Source organism: Pseudomonas sp. MMS21 TM103 (assembly GCF_022132145.1).
Lineage (GTDB): Bacteria > Pseudomonadota > Gammaproteobacteria > Pseudomonadales > Pseudomonadaceae > Aquipseudomonas.
Genome location: NZ_JAJISP010000003.1, coordinates 345,733 through 360,893, shown reverse-complemented (window position 1 = coordinate 360,893; position 15,161 = coordinate 345,733). Strand labels below are relative to the sequence as shown.

Genomic DNA, 15,161 nt, shown 5'->3' with positions numbered 1-15,161 from the left:
TTTTCAGTTGCAGCATCACAAGACGGCCTCGAGGCCGCTACCGGAGGTACCGCATGGCCGCCTACTCCCTGCGCCAGCTCAAGTATTTCGTGACCACCGTGGAAGCCGGCAGTGTGGCCGAGGCGTCGCGCAAGCTGTATATCGCCCAGCCGTCGATCTCCACCGCGATCAAGGGCCTGGAAGAAAGCTTTGGTGTCCAATTGCTGATCCGCCACCACGCCCAGGGTGTCTCGCTCACGCCCGGTGGCGCGCGCTTCTACCGCAAGGCCCAGGAACTGCTGCGCATGGCCCACGAGTTCGAGCAGAATGCCCTGGCCGACAATGAAATGGTCGCCGGGCAGATCGACATCGGCTGTTTCGAAACCGTGGCGCCGCTCTATCTGCCGCGCCTGATCGCCGGTTTCAACGCGCTCTATCCCGGTGTGGAAATCCGCATCCGCGACGGCGAGCAGCAAGAGCTGGTGCAGGGCCTGACCGCCGGTCGCTTCGACCTGGCGATGCTCTACGATCATGACCTCGACGCAACCATCGAGTGCGAGCCGCTGATGGTGCCGCAGAAACCCTATGCCCTGCTGCCCGAGGGCCACCGGTTCACCGGCCAGGCCCAGGTTTCGCTGCGCGACCTGTGCCTGGAACCGATGATCCTGCTCGACGTGCAGCCGAGCCGCACCTACTTCGTCAGCCTGTTCGAGGAACTCGGCCTGACGCCGAACATCGTCTTCAGCTCGCCGTCGATCGAGATGGTGCGCGGCATGGTCGGCCAGGGCTTTGGTTTCTCCCTGCTGGTCACCCGCCCGCACTCGGAATGCACCTACGACGGCAAGAAAGTGCTGACGGTGAATATCGCCGAAACGGTGAGCAGTTCCGGCCTGGTGGCCGCCTGGCTCAAGCGTGCGCCACTGACCAAGCCGGCGCAGCTGTTCGTCGAGTTCTGCAAGGAGCAGCTGGGGCAGGGGAGTGGGGGCTGAGTGTGATGGTTAAGGTGGGGTGAGCGGGGCAGACGACGGCCAGAACAAGTCACTCGTGAAGGCCAAGGGAATAAAGGCCCAGGCTACGCCTTGCGTTCTGAGATCGGGTATCACCCCTTTAGCGCCGCTCACCTTCTGAGCCAGGCTCAAGCCAGCAGCTCAATAATCCACTGCGTCTGTCGGGCGAGCTTCTGCACCTTGTCCTCGGGCACCGCCTGCCGCGCCTGAGCGAGGTCGGCCAGGGTCTGCTGCTTCAGACGTAACATGCGTTGCCACTTGGCCAGGAACGCCGGGCTGCGCTTCTGCATCTGCAGTGGGCCAAAGTACAGTTCCTCGGCGGTGTACATCACCGGCCCAGAGCGTTCGGCAACGATGATCTCGTATGCAAAGCGGTTTTCCCGGAGCACTTCCTCGCAAAGGATGCGGTAGCCATTGTCCATCAGCCAATGGCGCAGAGGCTGCTCACCGCCGTTGGGCTGCAGGATCAGACGCTCCTGACCACTCAGGCGGGACTTGCCGCTGTCGAGGATGTCGCGAATCTTCTCGCCGCCCATACCGCAGAGGCTGATTGCCGTGATTGCGTCTCCCGGCTCGATTGCCGCCAAACCATCTGCCAGGCGCACGCTGATTAGTTGGCTCAGGCCACTCTCGCGTACGGTACGTTCAGCCGCGTGAAACGGTGTCACGGCCGCCTCCCCAGCCACCGCAGCCGCGATGGCGCCACGGCTCATCAGCGCCACCGGCAGATAGCCGTGATCCGAGCCAATATCGGCTAGCCGCGCACCTGCTGGTACATGCGCCGCCACACGCTCCAGGCGCATAGACAATGTCTGTTCGTTCAACTCCAGCCCCTTATCGCCATCGGCATCCGGCACCTTTGGCCGAATCGGAGCGAGATTTTGTCGAGCAACGCCGTGCATGGCAAATCCCTGCGACCAGCGCTATGGATCTACCCGAGCCTGCCGCTCGGGGATCACCCGCCGCGAACCATCCGTGATGGGCTGTTTTCGGACCAGAGCTGCCGGTGGCGACAGACAGAAATCGGCCAAAAGGAACATTAGAGTAGAAAAAATAGATCTGTCCCCTTTTCGACCGCGAACTCTGACTTCCCCAGCAAACGTCGGCAGAGGAGATGTCCTGGGGCCAGGACTGCCCATGAGCGACGTCTTCGGCCACCTTCGGGTGGCCTTTTTGCATTGGCGGGTAATACTTTCTACAAAGGTGGACGTGTTGCTGGTGGCGCGCCCCGTGGAGGTGTGAGGTGAAGAAGCTATCAATTGTGGGTGTCGGTATGGTGGGTGAGGCGGCGGCTCAGATCATCGCCCGGGAAGAGTTCTGTCGTGAGTTGATGTTGATTGATGTGCAGGGTGAGTTGGCACAGGGCAAGGCGCTGGACGTCTGGCAGGCGGCAGTTGAGTCAGGTTCTGATACCCGGGTTTACGGCGGGTCCAAGGCCGAATTGCTGGAGGATTCTGACCTGGTGGTGATTACGGCGGGTGTGCCCCGCAAGCCTGGTCAGTCGCGCCAGGATGTATTGAGTATCAATCTGCCAATTCTCGATAGCATCATGCTGGATATTAATCGCCATGCTCCAGCGGCGACGGTGTTGGTGGTGTCGAACCCGGTCGACGTGCTGACCTATCGGGCTTGGTCTCTCAGTGGGCTGGGACGCGACAGGGTGTTCGGGCAGGCGGGGGTGCTGGATACAGCGCGCATGAAGTGTTTCATTGCCGAGGAGACAGGGTTTTCTGCTCGGGATATCACGGCGCTGGTGCTCGGAGGGCATGGCGATAGCATGGTGCCGCTGATGCAATACTGTGCGGTCGGTTCGGTGCCGCTGTCTCACTTCCTGTCCAGTCAGCAGATAGAACGGATTGTGGAGCGCACACGTCAGGGTGGCGGCGAGATTCTGGGTTTGAAGAAGCTGGGGAGTGCCTGCGATGCGCCGGGCGTGGCAATTGCACAGATGGTGGATGCTATCGCCAATGGGCGAAACCGCATTTTGCCGGCGGTCGCGATTCTCGAAGGCGAGTACGGGCGAACAGGTATTGCCATGGGTGTGCCCTGTGTGCTGGCAGAGGAGGGGCTTGTGCGGGTGATCGAGTTGCCACTGGATGCGCAGGAGCAGGCGATGTTCGACCGCTCTGCAGATCATGTGGTGCGTGATATTGCTGAAATGAATGCTTTGTGAGCGGGGGTATATGAGGAGGGGCGCAAGGTGGATCGTGCCCCTGGAAGTGGTGTAACTGAGGTCTAGCCGAAGCGCTCAGAGGTTCACTGCGCATCGCTTGCGCACCTGCCCTGGGCCTGTCGTTCATGCCGAGAGTGATCTGTGCCTTTCTTAAGCAGAAACATCAGTCTGGTGGTGCAATCCTCGACCGAAGTGGTCGATCAGGTGGTGGGACAGCGCTGTGACCTGGGCCTGATCGCCGAACCTTATGCGTCCCCCGGCCCACGCGGGGAGCGTCAACTACCTCACCCCTGGTCTGCCGCTGCAGGCGGGGGCATAGATTGCAGGCCAAGGCGCTGTTGATGCCGGCGGACCTGGAAGGTGGGACCGAAAAGGGGGCAGATTTATTTTTCTACTCTGAGCGTCCGCTTCTGGCCGGCAGCGGGCACATCTGGCAGGCGGTACCCGTCACTTGCCGCTCTTCGAACCGCCTCATCATCGCCTCGCGCGCCTTGTCAGTGATTGGGCGACCCGGCGCCGAGCGCGAGTGATCTTAATCCACGATCTGTTCCACCGCGGTATCGACGGCCTTGTCCTGTATACGCTCTTTCGGCTTTGTCTGATTACGTCGTGCTTGTCCGCGCTGCCGCTTAGCCTGCTGCTTAGCATGCAGCGCCTGAGCCGCCGTCACCATGCCAACTGCCTGGCCGCTTAAGTCCAAGCGCGGCGCATTCTCCGTCATGCTTGCCCAGTATCGATTTCCTCGGCACCAGGTAGCGATGCCCTGCTTGAGCTGTTCGCAGGATATTCCGAGTAGCTCCAGGTGTTGCTCGGCATCCTTGAAAATGCCCTCCTTTAGCGGAGCCTTGGGGGCCGGATTGACCGGGAAGGCCAATGGAAAGTGCTTCTGCAATCGCCAGATCGCTTCGACCGCAGGATCTTGCTCGCTAGGCTTCGTCTGCAGAGAAGGATTCCGCATACGCTGCTTCGTACTATCAGTCTTTACCTGCACTTTTTCGGCCCGCAGGCGGTCGCGTAGCTCAGCTAGTTGTTCAAAACCCATCGTTCAGTTCGCAGCTTCATGGTTGATTCGTGGTGCAAGGTTATCCCATTAAGTCTTTTGACACAGCCTGGACCGAAAGCGGACTGCATCCAAGGGTTGCTATCGGCCAATAGCGGACGTTCGAAAGTGACTAGGGAACTCGGGGCGATTCACAGGCACGCAGCTTGCTGTCGATTGCCAGATCGAAGAGGGCTAGATCTCGTACCCGAGCGGCAAGCTGCAATCTGACCCAAATGGCCCAAATATCTCTTAGCCGGAGTGGAGCCTTCTGTCCGACAAGTTTTCCCTTGTTCCAAGGCTGATAGTTGTAGAAAGCCGCAGTATTCATGGCTTGTCCTCCAAATTGAGGAAGGACAAGGGTGGATCAGTCATAGCGCGCGGTCGCTACCTGATTCAAGCTCCCGGGAGATGTAGCCAGCAGCCGACAAGTGGGGCCATCCAGCAAGATGCGTTCCGAGGCTTTCTGGCCCATGCAATATTTGCGAGTTGCGCTGACTATCTATCTGGGTGCACCGGAAATGTAGTTGATGAATAGTCGGAATAGATCGGCGTTACTGGAGATCTGGAGGCGCTGGTAGATGTTGTGCTTATGCACCTTTACCGTGCCTTCGGAGATTCCGAGCAGGTGGGCAATGGACGCATTGCTGTGGCCTTGGAGGAGTAGCTTGGCGATGTATCGCTGAGCGTCAGTCAGCTGCCCCTGAAGAATGTCCACAAAGGCGCTTTCGAGGTGGCTTTCTGGATTGGCGGGGGCTACGCCGGGTTCTTCCGGACGCAAGCGCCAGTGTGCCTCAAATGCCTTGTTTACGATCGGTGCCAGCGTTTGCAAGCGACGGACTTCTAATTCTGTGAAAGATCCATGGCTTTGCTCTTTCATTAGCGAGAAGACGACGGCTGTGTGTGCCTGAAGCGGGATGATGTAGCCCAACTCCTCGACCAGACTACCGTGAGTGGATGAAATGCAGGGGTGGATATCAGGCGAGATAGCGAAACCCGAAGAGAGGAAGCTATCCGGCGCCAGGTCGCTCATTCGCCAAAGACCTGCCGGGTGCTCATGCATGCAAGCGACGTAGAAAGGGTCTAGTAAATAGCCGCCGCAAACGTAGGCGCTCAAAGTCTTTGTTGGCACCATGCCATTGTAGCCGTCGTGCACTAGCACGGCGGTACGATCGAAGCGAAAGACGTAGGCGCAGCTCATGTCGAAGCGCACATCGCCCTCCAGCAAGGTGCAGAGGCTCTGACCCAGATTATCGGTACCCACGGCGGCGATCACGCCTGCCACCTTGATTGCTTCCTGGTTGTTCATACGTAACCGTACTGTTTGTCTTAACCCGGGGATTTCAGCGCCGTCCCATGATGGGACAGCGCTGCACGATTCAGGACAGACCGGCCGAGGCTCGCAAAGAATCGCGGGGGAGTTCTTCGTTGCCGAGCTCTAACGCCTTCGGCACTGCCAGCCAGTAGGCAATGGCCATGCCGATGAAGCCGCCACTGAGTTTTCCAATAATCAGCGGAAGGATCAAGGTAGGTTGGAAGTTAGCCGAGAAGGCCATGTGGTCGCCAAATGTGAAGGCAGCGCAGACCGAGAAGGCGATCACTAAGACCTTGTCCTTGGGCGGCATATCCGCGACCAGGCGGAACATCGCCAGGATGTTCGCCGAGGCGGCGAGAATGCCAGCCGCACCAACCGGTGACATGCCCAGTTTGACGGCCACCAGTTCGAGTGGGCGGGAGAGGTAACGCTTGATCAGGCAGACCATAGGGAAGGCGCCGCAGAGCATGATGCCGATGTAGCCGGCGATTTCCAGCGCGCGGAACTGATCTTCCTCGTCGGCGATGATGGGAGCGAAGCCCCAGCTGCCGAAGGTATTGGTGAAGGCACCGGTGAAGTACTCAACGATGGACGCCACCAGGATCAGCGTGACCGCAGCGTAAATTATGCGTCCCAGCGCCAGGAACAGTCGCACCATCAGGCCAGGGAGGTATCGCAGGGCGGTGGCTAGGAAGACGCAGAAGAGAATCAGCGGTAGCAGATTACGTAGCAGCAGCGGCAGCGTGAAGTTCAGCGCCTGAGTGGCTGGGCCACTGGTGGCAATATCTGGGCGTACGCCCAGGCCCAGCCACTGCATGGCCATGGCGACGGTAATGATGCTGATCGGGATACTCAGCAGCCCGGCCATGATGCCCAGTGCCATGTACTTATGGTCGGCTTTGTTGAGCATGGCCAATCCCACGGGAATGACAAAGATAAGGGTCGCGCCGGACTGGAAACCGGTGATCAGCCCAAGAACCCAACCCTCAGGGTCTTCGGCCAAGGAATGGGCGAGCTGATAACCCCCCATGTCCGAGGCAATGAAGATGGGGCCGGCGATGCCAGGGTCGGCGCCCAGCGCAGAAAACAGTGGGGCAATCCAGTGGCCGATGAAGCTGGAGATGAAGGGAATGGCTGCCATCGTGCCGGCCACGGGAATGAAGATGGGGCCGATGCTATGCAGGCCGGCCGTGAACTCCTTGCCCAACTCTGACTCCGCGTTGACCACGGAGGCAATAGCGCCAATAACGGCGCAGGCCATGATGAGGTAGATGACGTACGTACCGATGTTTTCCATAGCTGCCTCGTCTCTTGTAAGTTTTTGTCAGGTGGCAGAACGTAGGTGGGCTGAATACCTAATATTTTGGTTTTCAGCCCTCTGGGCTCGGAGGTCAGGCTGCGGTGTAGGCATTGTCGACAAACAGATGCGTGCCGTTGACGAAGCTGGCGTCGTCACTGGCCAGGAACAGCGCGGCGGCAGCTACTTCGCTTGGGTCGCAGAGGCGGCCCTGCATGGCACGTAGTGCCTCGTCGGTAACTTCTGCGCCAAACTCGCGCAGTAGGTCAAGCTCACGCCGGCCGTGGGCGGTGCCGATAAAGCCCGGGCAGATGGCATTGCTGCGGATATTGCGGTCGCGGAACTCGACGGAGATGGCGCGGGCAAACATATGGCAGGCACCCTTGGTAGTGCAATACAGGACCTCCATGGGTGTGCCGACCACGCCGGAGATGGACGAAGTGCAGATGATACTGCCGCCGCCGGCCTCAATCATCTTCGGCAGCACGGCCTTGGTCACCAGGAACATGCTCTTAACGTTGATATTCATCAACCGCTCCCAGTCATTCTCGCTGGTGTCGAGGAAAGGCGCTGCGTGAATGGTGCCGGCGTGGTTCATAAGCACTGTGATGGACCCAAAATGCTCTTCAGCCTGGGCCACCGCGTTGTTCACCTGCTCGGCAACCGAGACGTCCGCAGGCACGAAGAAGGCGCTGCCGCCAGCTGCATTAATCCGCTCGGCTACCGCAGCACCATCGCTGTGGGGCAGGTCGAGGATGGCTACCTTGGCGCCCTCGCGTGCAAAGAGCTCAGAAACGGCTAGCCCGCAGCCGCCTGCGCCGCCAGTGATTAGAGCTACCTTGTTGTTCAGTCGTCCCATGATTGTCTCCATTGATGTTGGTGGATTCGACCGCTTTCACGCTAGGGACGGGCTGATGCACTGTCTATATATCGCCGGATATACGAATGTATAACCAACTGTTCTTAAAGAAATTAATACCAAGGACGGTATGCAGGATTGCCATGCGACATGGCTCGATGATGACTCACAACCGAGTTCGCTGATGGTAGGAGCGGCGGTGGCGACTTCAGACTCTTGTCGTCACCGACGCTCCGTTTGGCCGTCAAGAGCCTGTAGGCGTAGGGGGCTTTGCGAGGATGCTCGGGCGACTCGGCAGACCCTCCGAACCAGCAGGGCTCCTCTTGAATCAACTTCCAGCTATATACCCATCGACATATGGTGGTTGTTTTAGGGCGCCGTCATTCTGTCCCCAATGAATCCGATAAGGGCGCTGGCCATATGCTTACCTGTGCGGCTTAGTTTCTTGTCAGTAACGACGCGAATTTCTTGAGCAAAACATATCCATTTCCGGCAACGGCAACGGCAACGGCAACGGCAACGGCAACGGCCACATCGCAATCCAAGTACAAAAAGTGGGAGAACAATAATGAACACTTCATCGCACAACATGCACATCAACGAGTTCGGACTTGAACACGCACATTGGCGTAACTGGGTCGGCAACCAGTCTTGTATTCGCGCAGCTCGTGGTGCTCCGTCAAGCGAGGATGAGCTTTGCAGCATGATCATTGATGCAACCGGCAAAGGACTGAACGTCCGGGTCGCGGGCTCCGGCCACTCATTTACTCCCGTTGCACTCACCAGCGGCCTGCACCTGACGCTAGCCAACATGCAGGGTATACGCCACATTGATCATGCTAAGCGTCGAGTCACGGCCGCCGCGGGGACGACGATCAATCAGCTCGTTCGAGTCCTCAAGGCCGAAGGCCTGTCGATGATCAACCAGGGCGACATCGACAGTCAGGCTCTCGCAGGTGCTTTGACGACAGGAACGCATGGCACGGGCCTCACGCTCGGCAATATGGCGTCGTCAATCGTAGGCATGAGGCTCGTTCAGCCGAATGGCGAGATCATAGTCGTCGACGAAAGCACGCCGGACTTGCTACATGCGGGGCGCGTCTCGCTCGGCGTTCTTGGAGCAATTTCCGAAATAACGCTTCAAGTGATGGATAGCTTCAATCTTCACGAGCGCATCTGGCGAGAAGATTTCGAAAGCGTCATGGAAAAGCATGATGAAATGGCGAAAAAGCATCGCCACTTCAGCTTCTTCTGGTGTCCGTACGAGCAGAGCCGACATTGCTACTGCCTGCCCGATACCTCAGCGACCTCCAAGACCGGCCGTACAACCGATGTGTGCGAAGTGAAGGTTATGGACATAACCGACCGTCCAATTTTCGAGGGTGAGTTCGAAAAAGTAGCCTATAGCTCGGATGCCTATCCGATCGAGTACGTTCCGAATTTCCACGAACTCGAATATGCAGTGCCTGTTGCACATGCAAAGGAAGCGCTCAGAGCTGTGCGCAAACTTATGCTGGAGGACTTCCCTGAAGCGATATACCCAATAGAGTATCGCTTCACCGCGGGCGATGGCGCATGGATGAGCCCCTTCTTCGAGCAAGATAGCGTCACCATTTCCGTCTCCGGAGAGCCAGGAACCGACTACTGGGACTATTTGCGGAGCGTCGATAAAATCCTGCGCTCTTATGGGGCAAGACCTCACTGGGGCAAGATGCATTTTCTGACCGGAGAAGATGTCACCTCCATCTACCCTCGCGCGAATGACTTCCGCGACCTGCGTCGGAAACTCGATCCTCAGGGTTTCTATCTGAACGATCACCTCAGTGCTCTCTTCAAGTAGAGCGCGCCGGTTCGCCATACTCCGTGGCCCTGGGAGGCCATACTGGCCTTCCTAGGGATACTCCTATCAAGTCAGCACCGATCCAACTAAGTCGCAGTCGGCGGATTCATCCAGCAACCCGGGTTTACCGGGTTGTTGCGTTTTACAGGTGTACCTCTTCTGAATGGGGCCAGAAATGTCACGAGCCACCCACATGTCCGACTGAACGCACAACGTGATCAGGTGAGCGGCGCTTTTGGCTCCGTGCGAGCTCTCGGCAGGTTGTTCTTCTGGAAGGTAATGTCAGGGACCGGAAACCGTGGGCTGTCGCGGGTGTCTGCTATTGGCCGATTTCTGTCTGTCGCCACCGGCAGCTCTGGGTCGCTAGCAGCCACCTGCTCCTGCAGTCGCCTGGTTGGTCGCTGATGGAAAACCGGGCTGCCGTCCCTGCAGTGACCAAGGCGCACGCCTGCTGGGCGTGCGGCTTTGCTGGAGCGATTGAGTCAGGCGCTGTCTTGCAGCCAACCAGCCAGGCGCATCAGCATGGCGTCGCAGCCGGCCAGTTGTTCGCAGCTGATGAATTCATCCGCCTTGTGGCCCTGCTCCATGCTGCCGGGGCCGCAGATCACCGTGGCGATGCCGGCCTCGTGGAACAACCCGCCCTCGGTGCCGAAGGCCACCGTGCCAAAGTCCTGGCAGCCGCTGAGCTGGGCCAGCAGCTGCGCCGCCTCGCTCTGCGGGCAGGTGAGCAGGCCCGGATAGGCCGACAGCGGCAGGAAATCGATGGCGCTGTCTCCGCTGCGCGCGTGCATCTGCGGCAGCAACTGGGTTTCGGCGTAGTCGATCAATTCGTTGGCCACCTCCTGCGGATCGTCGTCGGGCAGGGTGCGTACTTCGAAGTCGAACTGGCACTCGGCCGGCACGATGTTCAGCGCCCGACCGCCCTGGATCAGGCCGGTCTGCACGGTGGAGAAGGGCGGTTCGAAACGCGCGTCCTGGCGCTCCGGCTCGGCCAGGCGCTGGCCTATCTCGCCCAGCCGGTTGATCATCCGCGCGGCATATTCAATGGCATTGACCCCCAGCGGCGCATAGGCCGAATGGCAGGCCGCGCCGCGGACCTGGCAGCGCATCGCCAGCTTGCCCTTGTGGCCGAGCACCGGCTTGAGTTCAGTGGGCTCGCCGATCAGGCACAACACGGGCTTGTGCGGGCGCTGCTGCAGTTCGGCGAGCAGCGTGCGCACGCCGAGGCAGCCGACTTCTTCGTCGTAGGAGAAGGCCAGGTGAATCGGCAGGCGCAGCGGCCGGGCGAGAAAGCGCGGCACTGCGGCCAGCACGCAAGCGATAAAGCCCTTCATGTCGGCGGTGCCGCGACCATAGAGCTTGCCGTCGCGCTCGCTTAGCTCGAAGGGCGGCAGGCTCCAGGTCTGGCCGGCCACGGGCACCACGTCGCTATGCCCGGACAGCAACACCCCGCCGCGATCGCTGGGGCCGATGCTGGCGAACAGGTTGGCCTTGCTGCGCTCGGCGTTGTAGTCCAGCTCGCAGGCCACCCCCAGCCCGGCCAGGTAGGCGCGGATGAATTCGATCAGCCCCAGGTTGGAGTCACGGCTGACGGTGGGGAAGGCGACCAGTTCGGCCAAGAGTTCGCGACTGCTGAGCATGGATCAGACTCCTGATTGATTGGGGGTGATGGGTTAACCGTCTAGCGGCTCAGTCAATCGTCTCGGCGGCCTGGTTTATTCGTCACCGGGCACGCCGTAGCTTGGCGCGCGGGTCGGGTCCAGGGCGCGGATCACGTAGTCCTGCATCTGCGGGCGGTAGGCCTGCCAGAGTCTGTCCAGCTCGCCAATGGGGTCCTGCTCGGCCCAGTCGACGCGCAGATCGATCAATGGCCAGGTGAGGTCGTCCACCACCTTGAGGGCGGCCGAGTGCACCGGGCCGGCCTCGCCACCGGCGGCCATGGCCGCGTGCATGGCGGCCAGCAGGCGTTCGGCGAGCAGGCCAGGGGTCTGCTCGAAGGCGTCGATCATGGCGGCGATCACCGCAGGTGCAGACAGCAGGTTGCCGGCGGCCACGCACTGCTCGCCGGCCAGGGCGTTGTGCAGGCCCAGGGCTTCGCTGCCGGTGAACAGCGCGCTGCGGCCCTGGCCGTCGAGCACCGCGACCTGGCGATACTGGCTGTAACCATTCCGGCTCAGGGCTTGGTCGAGCGCCGCCGTCGGGTCCAGGCCGGCATCCAGGGCGTCGAGAATCTGCGGGCCGAGGGCCGGCAAGGTGATGTTCTGGCTGGCCACCGCACCGACCCCGGCGCGCAGCCAGGGGCAGCGAGCGCCCACGGCGATGCTTGAGGAACTGATGGCGATGCCCAGCTGGCCGGTTTCGGCGCAGCGGCCGACGATGGAAAAGGTCATGTTTGCTCCTTGGGAAAGCTCAAGGCGTCGGGGCGGACGCCCGCAACGCCGAATTGCCGAGCGCGCTGGCGTTCAGTCGGGAATGACCGCGATCACGTCGATTTCCATCAGCCATTGCGGCTGCCCCAGGGCCGACACCACCAGGCCGGTGGAGATCGGGAATACGCCCTTGAGCCACTTGCCGACTTCCTGGTAGACCGGTTCGCGGTAGCGCGGGTCGATCAGGTAGGTGGTGGTCTTGACGATGTGCGACAGGTCGCTGCCGGCTTCTTCGAGCAGTTGTTTGACGTTCTTCATCGCCTGTTCGGCCTGGGCGCGGGGGTCGCCAAGGCCAACCAGGCGGCCCTCGAAATCGGTGCCCACCTGGCCGCGTACGTACACGGTATTACCGGCACGCACCGCCTGGCACAGGTCGTTGTCCAGGCTCTGGTTGGGGTAGGTCTGTTTGGTGTTGAACATGCGGATGCGGGTATGGGTAGGCATCAACTGACTCCTAGATGCTGACGGGTTGAAAGGGCGAAGCGCTGCAGGCGCCGGTCTCGGCCTGGCGCTGCGCGGCATCGCGATAGGCCTGGTAGGTGCGCTGCGTGGCGATATGCCCGGCCACATGCTTGGCATCGTGCCAGACCCCCCAGATAAAGCTGGAGCCGCGCCGCGACAGCCACGGCAGGCCGACGAAATACACCCCAGGCTCGCTGGACACCCCGCGCTGGTGCTGTGGTTTGCCCTTGGCGTCGAAGGCGTCGACCTGCAGCCAGCTGTAATCGACGGCGAAACCGGTGGCCCAGATGATCGAGCTGATGCCGGCCTCGGCCAGGTTGAGTTCGAGGATCGGCGTGGTCAGGCAGGCCGGGTCCGGAAAGGTCGCACGGGCTGCGGGTTCCAGCGGCAGGTCGAGACCATTGCGGGCGATATAGGCATCGGCGGCATCGAGCAGCGCCAGGTAGTTCTCATCGCCGCGCGCCAGGTTGTCGGCCAGGTCGGCCTGGAAACTCACCACGCCGTTCTCGAAGGCCTTGGTCAGGCCCACCAGTTGCATGCCCTCTTGGGCCAGGCGGCGGAAGTCCACGGTCTGGCCGCCCCGGGCACCGCTGACGGCGATGGTCACATGCTCTTTGCCGGGTTGGGCCGCCTCGGCATCCCACTCGCCGAGCACGCCCAACCACCAACAGAAATCACGGTTGCGATAGGCCCGTGGCGGGCGGTCGTGGGCGCCCACCGAGAGGTACACCTGCTTGCCGGCACGCTGCAGTTCCTCGGCGATCTGCGCGCCCGACGAGCCCGCGCCCACCACCAGCACGGCGCCCTCGGGCAGCTGCTGGGGGTTGCGGTACTCGGCGGAGTGGATCTGCAGCAGGCGTTCATCCCGAGGGGCGATCGGTGGGATCACCGGGCGCTGGAACGGCCCGGTGGCGGCCACCACGCGGTTGGCCTGGATTACGCCCTCGGAGGTTTCGATGGTGAAGCCCGGGCGCTTGGCATTGCGTAGCACCGACTTGACCTCGACCCCGGTGCGGATCGGCGCGTTGAACTTCCGCGCATAGGCTTCGAAGTACGCCGCCACCCGCTCTTTCGGGGCGAAGGCGTCGGGATCGAGGTCGTCGAATTCCAGGCCGGGGAAACGGTCATGCCAGGCCGGACCATTGGCCACCAGAGAATCCCAGCGGCCGGTGCGCCAGGCCTCGGCGATGCGCTGGCGCTCCAGCACCAGGTGCGGCACCCCGAGCTTGCTCAGGTGTTCACTCATGGCTACGCCGGCCTGGCCGGCGCCGATCACGAGGGTGTCAATTGCTGTTGTTTTGGCTGTCATGTCTGGGTACTTGGGCCAGGCGGTTTGCTTCAGGTCGGTCATGGCGTGCCTCCGCTGATTCCGATCAGTGTTGTTCTGCTGTTGCGGCTGTCTGTGGGTCTTGGCCGCATTCTGTGCAGAACCAGGGATTGGCGAAATGATGTTTTTTGTACTCGCTGGCGAGGAAAAAACGTGTCCGTCTGCCGAGCGTAGGGCCGGCCTGGCAGAAAGCTCTGGCTATAGGATTTTTGACGTCAGGGGCGACAAATTGGCGAGGTTCGCAACCGGGCAACGCTCGCAGAGTCGGCCTCGCTTGCTGTCGCGAAGAGGCTCCGTGAGCGCAGTGCGCCTGCCACCGTCCTGATTCGGCGGCGGCAGCAGTAGCGTGAAAGTATGTGAAATGACTCTCTGCTAGAGCAGCTAGCAGGGCCGTGCATCAAGCGCGGCTCAACAGCCTTGAGCCGTCTTGGATGCAGGGTGTCGAGAGCGAGGTTTGGGCGAGCTAATACATAGCTCAGTGCTATGCATAACATAATAAATATACATTTGATAAATGCGAGGGCTGGGCGGATTCTTGTTTCGCGGCGCTGACCAGGCGGTCAGCCAGCGTGATGTTAAGTCGGCTTGCGGGTGACAGCCGATTTCAGAGAGAACCGCTTCTCAGAGGAAAACAAGATGAATAAGACTCTACGCTCCCTATTGCTCTGCGCCTCCTTCGGCGCCCTTCCATTCGCTGCCGTACAGGCCGGCGACGAACCGACGTTGCGCCTGGCCACCGAAGGCGCCTATCCACCCTTCAACTATTACACCGCCGACGGCCAGCTGGCCGGCTTCGATATCGAGATCGGCAAGGCCCTGTGCGAGCGCATGCAGGCCCAGTGCAGCCTGGTGGCCCAGGACTGGGACGGCATCATCCCCGCGCTGCTGGGGCGCAAGTACGATGTGATCATCGCCTCCATGTTTATCACCGAGGAGCGCCGGCAAAAGGTGGCCTTCAGCGATCCCTACCAGAAATCGGCGATGACCTTCGTGGTAGCCAAGGATTCCGAGCTCAAGGATTTCAGTCCCGCCGCACTGGCAGGCAAGACCATCGGGGCCCAGGGCGCGACCACCCAGGCCGATTTCCTGATGGCCATGTTCCCCGACTCCGATGTGCGCCTGTATCCGACCCAGGATGCGGTGAACCTGGACTTGGTGTCCGGCCGTCTGGATGCCCAGGTCGGCGACATGATCCCGATGCTCGACTGGACCCAGAAATCCACCGATGGCAGCTGCTGCCGTCTGGCCGGCGAGCCGATCAGTGACCCGAAGTATGTCGGCGAGGGTGTCGGCATGGCGCTGCGCAAGGAAGACGAGCCGCTGCGTCTGGCGCTCAATCAGGCGCTGGCATCGATCATCGCCGATGGCACCTACAAGGCCATCAACGACAAGTTCTTCTCGGTCAACCTGCTGACCCTGGAGCAGTGAGCCAAG

Annotated in this window: 13 protein-coding genes and 1 pseudogene; 4 read left to right on the top strand and 10 right to left on the bottom strand. The window is 60.9% G+C overall.

Going from position 1 to position 15,161, the window contains the following annotated elements; genetic code table 11:
- The first annotated feature begins 53 nt into the window (after positions 1 to 53).
- Positions 54 to 968 carry a LysR substrate-binding domain-containing protein gene (locus LJY18_RS12790; RefSeq protein WP_238042198.1) on the top strand — a complete coding sequence of 305 codons (915 nt, stop codon included), beginning with the start codon at positions 54 to 56 and terminating at the stop codon, positions 966 to 968.
- Positions 969 to 1,114: 146 nt separating this feature from the next.
- Here the strand turns inward: LJY18_RS12790 and LJY18_RS12785 are convergent, their stop codons facing one another.
- Positions 1,115 to 1,810 (bottom strand): tRNA (adenine(22)-N(1))-methyltransferase, encoded by a 696-nt coding sequence (locus LJY18_RS12785; RefSeq protein WP_330872747.1) that lies wholly within the window; start codon positions 1,808 to 1,810, stop codon positions 1,115 to 1,117.
- Between the two features lie 419 nt (positions 1,811 to 2,229).
- Here LJY18_RS12785 and LJY18_RS12780 point away from each other — a divergent pair, with 419 nt between their 5' ends.
- Complete coding sequence (locus LJY18_RS12780) at positions 2,230 to 3,159, top strand: malate dehydrogenase (RefSeq protein ID WP_238042196.1); 930 nt, start codon at positions 2,230 to 2,232, stop codon at positions 3,157 to 3,159.
- A gap of 532 nt (positions 3,160 to 3,691) precedes the next feature.
- Here LJY18_RS12780 and LJY18_RS12775 read toward each other — a convergent pair.
- From LJY18_RS12775 to LJY18_RS12755, 5 genes and pseudogenes are all read right to left on the bottom strand, one after another.
- A complete protein-coding gene (locus LJY18_RS12775) occupies positions 3,692 to 4,201 on the bottom strand; it encodes a ProQ/FinO family protein (protein ID WP_238042195.1) in 510 nt (169 codons plus the stop codon).
- Between the two features lie 148 nt (positions 4,202 to 4,349).
- A pseudogene (locus tag LJY18_RS12770) lies at positions 4,350 to 4,529 on the bottom strand (integrase); the annotation flags it as partial.
- Positions 4,530 to 4,700: 171 nt separating this feature from the next.
- Positions 4,701 to 5,507: a helix-turn-helix domain-containing protein gene (locus LJY18_RS12765; protein WP_238042194.1), complete on the bottom strand. Its 807-nt coding sequence runs from the start codon at positions 5,505 to 5,507 to the stop codon at positions 4,701 to 4,703.
- A 70-nt stretch (positions 5,508 to 5,577) separates the two neighbouring features.
- Entirely contained in the window at positions 5,578 to 6,810 is a 1,233-nt protein-coding gene (gene eutH / locus LJY18_RS12760) for an ethanolamine utilization protein EutH (RefSeq protein ID WP_238042193.1), read from the bottom strand.
- A gap of 94 nt (positions 6,811 to 6,904) precedes the next feature.
- Complete coding sequence (locus LJY18_RS12755) at positions 6,905 to 7,669, bottom strand: SDR family NAD(P)-dependent oxidoreductase (protein WP_238042192.1); 765 nt, start codon at positions 7,667 to 7,669, stop codon at positions 6,905 to 6,907.
- Positions 7,670 to 8,237: 568 nt separating this feature from the next.
- Here LJY18_RS12755 and LJY18_RS12750 point away from each other — a divergent pair.
- On the top strand, positions 8,238 to 9,509 hold the full coding sequence (locus tag LJY18_RS12750) for a D-arabinono-1,4-lactone oxidase (RefSeq protein WP_238042191.1): 1,272 nt from the start codon (positions 8,238 to 8,240) through the stop codon (positions 9,507 to 9,509).
- 482 nt (positions 9,510 to 9,991) lie between these two features.
- Here LJY18_RS12750 and argE read toward each other — a convergent pair whose 3' ends face one another.
- The 4 genes from argE to LJY18_RS12730 all read right to left on the bottom strand — a co-directional run bounded on the left by argE (position 9,992) and on the right by LJY18_RS12730 (position 13,751).
- Positions 9,992 to 11,149 (bottom strand): acetylornithine deacetylase, encoded by a 1,158-nt coding sequence (argE, locus tag LJY18_RS12745; RefSeq protein WP_238042190.1) that lies wholly within the window; start codon positions 11,147 to 11,149, stop codon positions 9,992 to 9,994.
- Positions 11,150 to 11,224: 75 nt separating this feature from the next.
- A complete protein-coding gene (locus LJY18_RS12740) occupies positions 11,225 to 11,899 on the bottom strand; it encodes a DUF1028 domain-containing protein (protein ID WP_238042189.1) in 675 nt (224 codons plus the stop codon).
- Positions 11,900 to 11,971: 72 nt separating this feature from the next.
- Positions 11,972 to 12,382: a RidA family protein gene (locus tag LJY18_RS12735; protein WP_147172862.1), complete on the bottom strand. Its 411-nt coding sequence runs from the start codon at positions 12,380 to 12,382 to the stop codon at positions 11,972 to 11,974.
- A gap of 10 nt (positions 12,383 to 12,392) precedes the next feature.
- Complete coding sequence (locus LJY18_RS12730; RefSeq protein ID WP_238042188.1) at positions 12,393 to 13,751, bottom strand: flavin-containing monooxygenase; 1,359 nt, start codon at positions 13,749 to 13,751, stop codon at positions 12,393 to 12,395.
- A 612-nt stretch (positions 13,752 to 14,363) separates the two neighbouring features.
- Here LJY18_RS12730 and LJY18_RS12725 point away from each other — a divergent pair.
- The gene (locus tag LJY18_RS12725) at positions 14,364 to 15,155 is read left to right on the top strand and encodes an ABC transporter substrate-binding protein (RefSeq protein ID WP_238042187.1); all 792 of its coding nucleotides are present in this window, start codon (positions 14,364 to 14,366) and stop codon (positions 15,153 to 15,155) included.
- Positions 15,156 to 15,161: the final 6 nt, after the last annotated feature.